Annotated in this window: 2 protein-coding genes; both read left to right on the forward strand. The window is 47.5% G+C overall.

The annotated features are described in order from the left end of the window. A partial coding sequence (locus GX117_06660; GenBank protein NLO33022.1) for a hypothetical protein occupies positions 1–883 on the forward strand: 883 nt, incomplete at its 5' end. A gap of 41 nt (positions 884–924) precedes the next feature. Continuing rightward, positions 925–1,937 (forward strand): hypothetical protein (locus GX117_06665; protein NLO33023.1); only part of this gene is annotated, 1,013 nt, incomplete at its 3' end.

Genomic DNA, 1,937 nt, shown 5'->3' on the forward strand with positions numbered 1-1,937 from the left:
AAAAACATATATTAGGTGCCTGTCCCTAGTTACCTTTGACGCAAATCTCACTGTGGCGGAGGACGACGAGCCGTGGTCATTAAACGCGATGATTAATAACGTTACCGTTGGGGGCACATTCAGGGTGTTATGCATCACTGACAGCCATCGTACTTTTGTACGCACGTTTTATGTCCGGGCGCAAAATCCGACCGTTGAGCAGGCGAAAAACTACATAGGCAGTTCTCCTTGGTATAGACGGCGAGTGGCGGTAAAGGAGAGCGGCACTCAGAATTACCGCAGCTACTTGAACTTCAATGAGATACATGCATGGGCAGGAGATGATCCTGGTCCGAATCATGCAACTGATAAACGCTACACGGTCAATGAATCCTTTGACGGCGGCATGGGCATGTATCAACTTACAAATGAACGGCCAACTGCAGAACAATCTTGGAACTGGATGTCGAATTGTGATGAGGGCGTGAGGAGACTCGAGGAATGCATGCAAGGAGGCGAAGACGAACTTGCAAGGATTAGGCAGGTTGCCGCAATCGAATCTATGCCTTTTCCTGCTCCACCGATACCGGAGGAAACGATACCGGAGGAAACGATAAACGGCATAACTTTCACGGAAACCGGCGCTAACTCATACGCTGTTGCCATTGGACTCAAGAGATTCAATGGAGCAAGTTGCGGTTACACAGTATGCAATAATTCCGGTTGTGATAAAAATGGAGTGGGATGCACGGGACAGTATTTACAATGGGTGTCCCCTGAGAAGACGCCACCACTTGACAGTCCTGAAGAACGTGGACACTGGGCATTTTGTCGCGTAGGAAAAGCGGGACCTTACTGTAACCGATACGTCAGAGATGTGTGCAATGTTGCATCACAGGACTGAATCATGAATATGATCGCAAATAATAATTAGGAGAAGACAAAATGAAGATATCTGTCAACGCACGCAATAAATCTTCTTTTACAAAGACAAAGACGGCGGCTCCGCTCGGTTTGGGCATTGTTCTCGCTTTTCTATATCTGGTTTGTGCAGTTCCGGGGGTTTTTGCGGTTGAAGCGTCCCAGAGTAACTCGCAGATTGAAACGCTCGTTGTTACCGACTACATAAGCGATGCTGATCGGAGAGGTACCATGCCCCCAGATACGCGGATAAGCGTATACCGGGTGAACATAGCCGGGGTTGACGAGCGACCCCAAGCGGAGGTAGTCGAGGTTGTATTCGATGCCTATGAATACTGGAAGAGCGCCCTATCCGTTGATCCGACAGTTGCGAACTACCAAAACGCTGATGATTATTTTAACCTGTCACTTAGTGGACGGGGACTAGAATACTTTCCTGAGCACAACATCGCCGCATTTGGACTTCGGAAGTTTCGGTATCCTGAAGGAGAAATCAGCAACAGCATGTGCTTTGTATTTGGAAACGGGCAGTTCTATATGGTTGACGTAAGCCCTGAACGATTCTACGTACCAGGGTTTATCGTGCGTGATGAAAAGTTGTATGTGTCCCTTTTTGATCCATTTACCCCCTGCGAAATGATAGTCTTCGAAACGAAGACGCCATCGCAGGCTAGCGTGTCAAATGACTATATGAACTTCTACGCAGAACGAATATTATGGACAGAAGGAGATTTGATCTTCTTCAACCAGATGTTTCCGGTGTCTGTCAACTCGGTTCCCTCAGAAGAAGAAAAAGCTCAATACGAAAAGACAAAAAGAGTACAACTGCCTTTAGTGCCAAGCAAACCGTTTCCACCCCATCAGAAGATCTGGGTTTTAGAGGCAAACAAAGAAGATCGTCTCGTGCTTCGCGAGCATCGGGCTGTAGGCATATCGTCGTTGGAAAAGGAAGGATTTCAAGCGGTTGTCACTATCATGAAAGAGAAAAACGAGGATGGGGTTAACCCGGTAGTCTGGGAAGAGGAACCATACAGTGC

This window comes from Candidatus Hydrogenedentota bacterium (assembly GCA_012523015.1).
Classification (GTDB): Bacteria; Hydrogenedentota; Hydrogenedentia; order Hydrogenedentales; family CAITNO01; genus JAAYBJ01.